Source organism: Okeania sp. SIO3B5 (assembly GCF_010692555.1).
Lineage (GTDB): Bacteria > Cyanobacteriota > Cyanobacteriia > Cyanobacteriales > Microcoleaceae > Okeania.
In genome coordinates this window covers 1-7,007 of the sequence record NZ_JAAHHG010000516.1, presented here as the reverse complement: position 1 = coordinate 7,007, position 7,007 = coordinate 1, and the positions used below count along the sequence as shown (strand labels likewise).

Here is a 7,007-nt window from a genome sequence, read left to right as displayed (position 1 = left end):
TCCCATAAGTTTCATGTTTAATTGGTTTTTCTAGGTCAATAGCAGAAGTTTTACTGGTGTAACAATCTTGCTGTTTCAATGACTTTTATCCCAACCAGTTGACACTTATAAGTTATCTGTTGAATTAACAATTAAGTGAGGTATTTGAGTAAAATTTCGGTTGTTTTTTTTGCCTATATTTACACTTTGTTTCCAGTTATCATTTTTTCCTATGACTACAGTACCAATATTATTAGTCACTAAATAATTGACAACTAATTTACTGGTGTTATGCAAATAATTCTCGACAAAACGATTTCGGTGATAGGTTAACGCCTCAATATATCCGGCTAGTTTTTCTGTTGCCTTTGAGGTGACTTTGGTACTTAGCTTTACGCTTGTTATATAGTTGATTGACACTTTTTAGTGGCTTCCCGTTAATCAGCATAGGTTTCACACCAGGCTTGTTTGTAGATAGAGCTACCTTACTGTCAATCCCTAAGTCAATCCCCGCTACATATCTTGAGTTTATTTGTGGCTGAAGAGTTTTTTCATAGACTACTTCAATTATATAGCAGCTCGTAGCAGGTACTATCCTGACTTCGATTACAGTTTCCACAACTACAGGTATTTTGAGATCACTCATAGATAAGTGACAAATACCATCTTTTAGAGGAGCTTTATAGACTGATTCCTTTGAATAGATAACTACATTTCTGCCTTTGGTTTTGTCCTTATATTTGGGTATTTTGGGCTTCCCCAAAAACTTCTCTGGACGTTTTGACCATTCTTTTATAGCCTGAAAATAACCACGCCAAGTTGCAACCAAGCATTTTATTATTTGTTTTGATACTTTCGTTGGTAATGCTCTATAGGCATCGCTATCTTTGGTAGCATGGTATAGCTTGGTTAAATCTAGACTTTTTCCACACTTGAAAAAATGCTGACGACAATAATAATTAGCCAAGTTGTACAAGTTTTTTGATTTAAAGGCTAACTCATCACACACCCGCCAATAGATATGTGTTCGGTTAATAATATGTCTGTCAACAAGTCGCATTCACTTTCTATTTTTCAGATTTTAGTTGTTACCTATTTAATATTACAACAATGAGTGTGAATTTTACAACTATTTTCTACGGTTTAAGTTTAACAGTTAATAACCCCACAGATTAGTGATAATCAATTTATTATGTGGTGCGTTACGGCTAGCGCCTAACGCACCCTACTGGACTGTTTCATCTAAAATAGTGCATTAGAATTGTCATTGCGAACGGTAGTGAAGCAATCTCTGAGAGGTTGTCTGAGAAATTTGCTATATCCAAGCCCCCGCGTATCCCCCAAAATTGGGGTACTAGAGCAAGCAAATTGACTCTTGTTCCCCCCAAAATTGGGGGGCTAGGGGGGCAAAATTCAGTATCAAAAAACTTTTCAGATATCCTCTTACAATTTTTCTATTGTAACATTTAAGATGAAATAGTCCACTACCAATAGCGTTCATGCGTAAGTCCTAACAAAAATAACTTTTAACTTCTGACTTTTGACTTTTGACTTCATTATTCCCAAGGCGATCGCGCCTGGTCTAATAAATTATATAACTCCTCACCTTCTATCACTTCTTGTTCTAAAATTTGCTGAGAAATCTTTTCCAACAAATCTCGATTATGATTCAAAATATCTAAAGCTTCTTGATGAGCTTTCTCTACAATTTCCTTCACTTCATTATCAATTGCTTCAGCAGTTTTTTCACTCAATAAACGACGGGAATTAACCCCACCATTCGCCAAAAATCCTCCCTTGCCACTCCGTTCATAAGCTAAAGGTCCTAATACTTTACTCATGCCATAAGTTGTTACCATTTGTTCGGCAAAATCAGTAGCTTTTTGTAAATCTCCAGAAGCTCCAGTAGTGATATTTCCAAATATAATTTCTTCCGCTGCACGTCCTCCTAAAAAAGTAGCAATTTGCCCTCTAATTTCTTGTTCATTTCTCAAAAATCTATCCTCAGTAGGAAGTTGCAAAGTATAACCTAATGCTGCCATTCCTCTCGGTACAATTGAGATTTTTTCCACCTTACCACTACCAGGCATTATCGCCCCAACTAAAGCATGACCAACCTCGTGATAAGCCACTATTTTCTTTTCGCGATCGCTCAAAACTCTACTTCTTTTTTCTAAACCAGCAATTACTCTTTCAATAGCTTCAGCAAAGTCTTTTTGTGCCACAGTTTGCCTTTGATTTCTAGCAGCTAATAAAGCAGCTTCATTAACAAGATTAGCTAAATCTGCACCGCCAAAACCGGAAGTTCTTACTGCTATTTTATGTAAATCTACATCTTCTCCCAATTTAACTTTTTTGCCATAAATATTTAAAATTGCTTCCCGACCAGATAAGTCGGGGCGGTCTACTAATACTTGTCTATCAAACCTTCCCGGACGTAATAAAGCAGCATCTAAAGCTTCTGGACGGTTAGTAGCAGCCAAGATAATAACTGTCAAATCTCCAGCACCAAAACCATCCATTTCAGTTAACAATTGATTGAGAGTTTGTTCTCGTTCATCATTACCGCCACTGTGAAAATTTCCACTGGTTCTTGACTTACCAATTGCATCTATTTCATCAATAAAAATAATACAAGGAGCCTTCTTTTTTGCCTCTTTAAATAAGTCACGAACTCTAGCAGCACCAGTACCAACAAATAGCTCTACAAATTCCGAACCAGATATACTAAAAAAAGGTACTCCTGCTTCTCCTGCCACTGCTTTTGCCAATAAAGTTTTACCTGTTCCAGGAGGTCCGACTAATAATAAACCTTTAGGAATTCTGGCTCCAATTTCAGTGAACTTTTTAGGTGATTTTAAGAACTCTACAATTTCTGTTAATTCTGTCTTTGCTTCTTCCACTCCAGCAATATCAGCAAAAGTAATTTTATCTGATTCTCCCTCGACATAAACCTTCGCTTTATTCTTACTCATTGACAGAGCGCCTTGAGAACCGCGATTCATAAAAAACTGAAATGCTAATACTAATATAATAGGTGGAATTACCCAATTTAACAGAATAGCAACCCAGCGACTTTGAGGCGGTGCAGCTTGAAATAAAACTTTATTATCTTCTAAACGCTGAAGTAGTTGAGAGTCATTTATTGGAGTAGTGACAAGTAAAGGTCCGGGTTTATTTTCTTCTCCTTTAAGACGATATAAAATTTTTTCTTCATCTATTTGAACCCCCACTACCTGTCCGTTTTCTACCTGTTGAATAAAGACACTGTAAGGAACACGAGGAGGTTTACGACGTGGCACTAATAAATATGCTGTTAATAACACACCTGCCAAAATTAATAATGCACTGCCAATCTGACGCTTATTAGGAGTTTTTGGTTTCTTTTTAAGATTCATATTTATTGGGATATAATTGTGAACTATAGATTCAAATATTGAACGTTTATTTGAGACTAATACTTTATTATAATATAAAATATGGAAATGTGGAGTTTTTGCCAATTAATTTAAGATAACAGGGGACAGATAACAATTAAAAATATTTTTTACCTAAAAATTCAGGTCTAAAGCTTCCCCTTTTAAGGGGATAAAAAAAGAGAATATTTCAAATTTCAATCCCAATGCTTCGTAAGCATTTCCTGTGGAATGCTGTGCAAACAGCTATTAGCTGTCAGCTAGCTTACTGGGTTGGAACTGCGGAATTTAGCAATAAGAGTCTTTCATATAAAATAGTGTTTAAATTAATATAGACTTTAAGGGTAAAGGAACCAACTTTTGTAGTAAGACAATTAATAAAGCTTTTATCCTCAATTAAAAACAATAGCTGATAGCTGACGGCTGTTTGCGCAGCATTCCGGAGGAAATGCTTGGGTGCATCTAATATTTGCAAAAATACTTTTTTCCTATATATTCCCTGTTCCCTGTTCCCTGTTCCCTGTTCCCTAAAAGCAATAACTTTTTGGCTTTATTCACGCATTGAAATGCACCCAAATACTTACTTTAAACTCATAACAAAAAAGTATGGTACAAGAACTAATAACTGATACTAAACCAGAAATTATTTATCCAGAAAGTGATTGTCAACCTATGGCAGATAACACAAAACAATTTCGCTGGATTGTAACTATAAAAGAAAATTTAGAAATTTTATTTGCTGAGGTTGTTGATGTTTTTGTCGCTGGAGATTTCCTCTGGTATCCGGTAGTAGGAAATAATAAAATTCGGACTGCTCCTGATATTATGGTTGTATTTGGTAGACCAAAAGGAGACAGAGGTTCTTATAAACAATGGGAGGAAGAAAATATTGCTCCCCAAGTGGTATTTGAAATATTATCACCGGGCAACCGTCTGAAAGAAATGAATAAAAAATTGCTATTTTATCAACAGCATGGAGTCGAAGAATATTATATTTATGACCCCGATAAAATAGATTTTACAGGTTTAATTAGAGTGGACGATCCTGCTTCTCCTGGAAGCGATCGCTTAGAAACAATAGAAAAGATTGATGGTTGGGTAAGTCCACGTTTGAATATTCGTTTTCAAATCACAGAGAATACCTTAGAAATATATCGACCTGATGGACGCAAGTTCCTGACATCGATAGAATTAGAGCGACTTAGAGAGCAGGAGTATCAACGTGCTGAACAAGAAAAGCAAAGAGCTGAACAAGAAAAGCAAAGAGCTGAACAAGAAAAACAACGAGCTGACAGACTGGCAGCAATACTAAGAGAAAGAGGAATTGATCCAGATAAGCTATAGCGCTATGCGCAAGTCAGAAGTCAGAAGTCAGAAGTCAGAAGTTAGAAGAGTTTTTCCTTGAGCGAAGCACACAATAATAAGTCGTTTAAATGCATAACAGCTTATCATAGCCAGGACTTACGCATGAACGCTATTAGTAGGGTGTGTTTTGCTGTCGCATAACTCCGTTAACGCTCCGCGACATGAAAAGCGCTAGCGTAACTGAGCGACACCCTATAGAACCCATTTGGGATCTTTGGACGCGGTATGTGCTTTTGGCTTCCGTCCTTAGTCTGAGCGAACCAGTGGAAATTCAGGAACGAGAATGAGAATAGGGAAAAAGCGGATGCGACCTCACGTCGCCCAATAGCGCACCTGGTAGCTTCCCTTGAAGGTAGAAAAATACTCTTATCTCCCCATCTCCCCATCCCCCCATCTCCCCATCCCCCCATCTCCCCATCTCCTATTTTTAAATAGATACGCTTAGGGGTTCTATATATAGTACCTTTGCGTAAGTCCTGAGAGCTTTGATTGAAAAAAAGGCGTTTCTGAATAAATTTATGATATTTCAGGAGTCAGTAGAGTCGAAAGTCAGAGAGGTAGAAAGGAGTTTTTTCCTAACTAATATCATCTCCGTTTAATAGCGGGATAAAAAACTTTCTTCTCCTCTTCCTTCTTCTTCCCTTCTGACTCCTCCCTCGTTATTTATAAATATTCAACCGGACATGATATAAAATCAGATAATCAGTTATAAATAACATTAAATTCTATGAATATCTACCAGATACTAAAGCAAAGTCAACGTCTCAGAATTAGTGATGGCGAAATTTCACCTATCCTCAGTGGTTGTGAGAATGTTAATCGTCTTTTAGTTTTAATTTGGTCACAATTGGGCGATTTTGATAATCTGGAATATGCTTGGTGGTTACAACGAGAGTCGGCCAAGTTGCAAGCTAAAGGGGTAACAATACGGGCAATTGGGATTGGCGATCGCGCTTCTGGTTTGAAATTTTGTGAATATACTGGATTTCCCACAGAATGTCTGTTTGTTGATCCAGATGCTCAATTACATCAAGAATTAGAACTATATCGGGGATTAACTGTTAAATTCCCTTTATTAACTACAGGTCAAAATGCTTGGGTTAATCTAATGTTAATGTGTGCTGGTATTGGTAGTCCTGGTACTTTAGGGGAGGTGTTTAGAGGTTATCTAGGAGATAAAAAAGCACCTCAATTGATTGGTGATGATGAAGTCATCCATGCTAAACCTTTACCACCTTTAAAAGGTTCATTTTTTAAGCTTGCAGGTGGAACAGGTTTTCAACGTCCTTTTGAACTAGCGACACTGAGGTTAAGAAATATGACGGAAGTTCTGAGTAATTGGTCAACTTATGTACCTAATTCTGCTTATTTGACTCAAAGAGGTGCAACTTTTCTGTTTGATAGTCAGGGGAATTTGCTGTACAAACATTGCGATCGCGGCATTCTGGATTTTGCTTTTAATAAAAGTAATCCTTTATCTTTTATAGCAGAGAACAGGGAATAGGAAATAGGGAATAGGCAACAGGTAATATCATCAGGACTTATATCATGTCCGGTTGAACAGTTATAAATAAATAACGACGGAGGAGTCAGGAGTCAGGAGTCAGTCCTCAGGAGGGAAGACTGAAGTTGGAAGAAGGAAGAAGAAGAACTGGAGTTGAAGGAGAAAGTTTTTTTATCACGCTCTTATCCGGACATGATATTACGCAAAGGCACTACATAAGGTGTGCTGCTCAGTTACGCTAGCGCTAACACACCCTACCAATAGCGTTCATGCGTAAGTCCTAGTAGATGGAAAAAAGCGAAGAGAAAAATCTCTAAACTCAAGGCCAAACAGTCAGCCAGAAGAAAAGATTGGCAGCACAAAGTCACAACAGAAATTGCTAGTTGTTATGACATTGTTGTGACCGAAAAGTTAAATGTTATATCATGTTCGGATAATCAGTTATAATAAAACTTAAAAACTGAATAGTATCGACAGTACCAAAGAAATACTGAAATTATCAATACCCCATCTCCAATATTTCCTATGTATTCCTCCTTTCTTCCCTCCTGACTCCTGACTCCTGAGGACTGACTCCTCACAACAGTTATTTATAAGTATTCAACCGAACATGATATTATACCAATTCCCAAAAGTAATGCTATACTTGGGCAATACTTCAGCTATTAAGTAATTAACACTAGCCAAATAACTTTTTTGCTAATTTTAGCTATGTTAATGTTAATTATTATAATGTTTACTTC

Annotated in this window: 6 protein-coding genes and 1 pseudogene; 3 read left to right on the top strand and 4 right to left on the bottom strand. The window is 36.9% G+C overall.

Going from position 1 to position 7,007, the window contains the following annotated elements:
• Positions 1–105 precede the first annotated feature (105 nt).
• The 3 genes from F6K54_RS37080 to ftsH all read right to left on the bottom strand — a co-directional run bounded on the left by F6K54_RS37080 (position 106) and on the right by ftsH (position 3,377).
• Positions 106–276, bottom strand: a complete 171-nt coding sequence (locus F6K54_RS37080) for a hypothetical protein (RefSeq protein WP_293088961.1) — start codon at positions 274–276, stop codon at positions 106–108.
• 40 nt (positions 277–316) lie between these two features.
• On the bottom strand, positions 317–1,039 hold the full coding sequence (locus tag F6K54_RS37075; RefSeq protein ID WP_293088959.1) for a transposase: 723 nt from the start codon (positions 1,037–1,039) through the stop codon (positions 317–319).
• Positions 1,040–1,535: 496 nt separating this feature from the next.
• Positions 1,536–3,377: an ATP-dependent zinc metalloprotease FtsH gene (ftsH, locus tag F6K54_RS37070; protein WP_293088957.1), complete on the bottom strand. Its 1,842-nt coding sequence runs from the start codon at positions 3,375–3,377 to the stop codon at positions 1,536–1,538.
• A 624-nt stretch (positions 3,378–4,001) separates the two neighbouring features.
• On the opposite strand from ftsH, the gene F6K54_RS37065 reads away from it, so the two are divergent.
• Positions 4,002–4,739 (top strand): Uma2 family endonuclease, encoded by a 738-nt coding sequence (locus F6K54_RS37065; protein ID WP_293088955.1) that lies wholly within the window; start codon positions 4,002–4,004, stop codon positions 4,737–4,739.
• Positions 4,740–5,031: 292 nt separating this feature from the next.
• Here F6K54_RS37065 and F6K54_RS37060 read toward each other — a convergent pair whose 3' ends face one another.
• Positions 5,032–5,178 carry a hypothetical protein gene (locus tag F6K54_RS37060; RefSeq protein WP_293088953.1) on the bottom strand — a complete coding sequence of 49 codons (147 nt, stop codon included), beginning with the start codon at positions 5,176–5,178 and terminating at the stop codon, positions 5,032–5,034.
• 309 nt (positions 5,179–5,487) lie between these two features.
• On the opposite strand from F6K54_RS37060, the gene F6K54_RS37055 reads away from it, so the two are divergent.
• Together F6K54_RS37055 and F6K54_RS37050 are read left to right on the top strand one after the other, a co-directional pair.
• Positions 5,488–6,264 (top strand): peroxiredoxin-like family protein, encoded by a 777-nt coding sequence (locus F6K54_RS37055; protein WP_293088952.1) that lies wholly within the window; start codon positions 5,488–5,490, stop codon positions 6,262–6,264.
• Between the two features lie 288 nt (positions 6,265–6,552).
• A pseudogene (locus tag F6K54_RS37050) lies at positions 6,553–6,711 on the top strand (transposase); the annotation flags it as partial.
• Positions 6,712–7,007: the final 296 nt, after the last annotated feature.

What these genes read in the sequence shown, in the direction of transcription:
- F6K54_RS37075 (WP_293088959.1), bottom strand. Translation starts at nt 1,039, where the DNA reads ATGCGACTTGTTGACAGACATATTATTAACCGAACACATATCTATTGG.
- ftsH (WP_293088957.1), bottom strand. Translation starts at nt 3,377, where the DNA reads ATGAATCTTAAAAAGAAACCAAAAACTCCTAATAAGCGTCAGATTGGC.
- F6K54_RS37065 (WP_293088955.1), top strand. Translation starts at nt 4,002, where the DNA reads ATGGTACAAGAACTAATAACTGATACTAAACCAGAAATTATTTATCCA.
- F6K54_RS37060 (WP_293088953.1), bottom strand. Translation starts at nt 5,178, where the DNA reads ATGGGGAGATGGGGGGATGGGGAGATGGGGGGATGGGGAGATGGGGAG.
- F6K54_RS37055 (WP_293088952.1), top strand. Translation starts at nt 5,488, where the DNA reads ATGAATATCTACCAGATACTAAAGCAAAGTCAACGTCTCAGAATTAGT.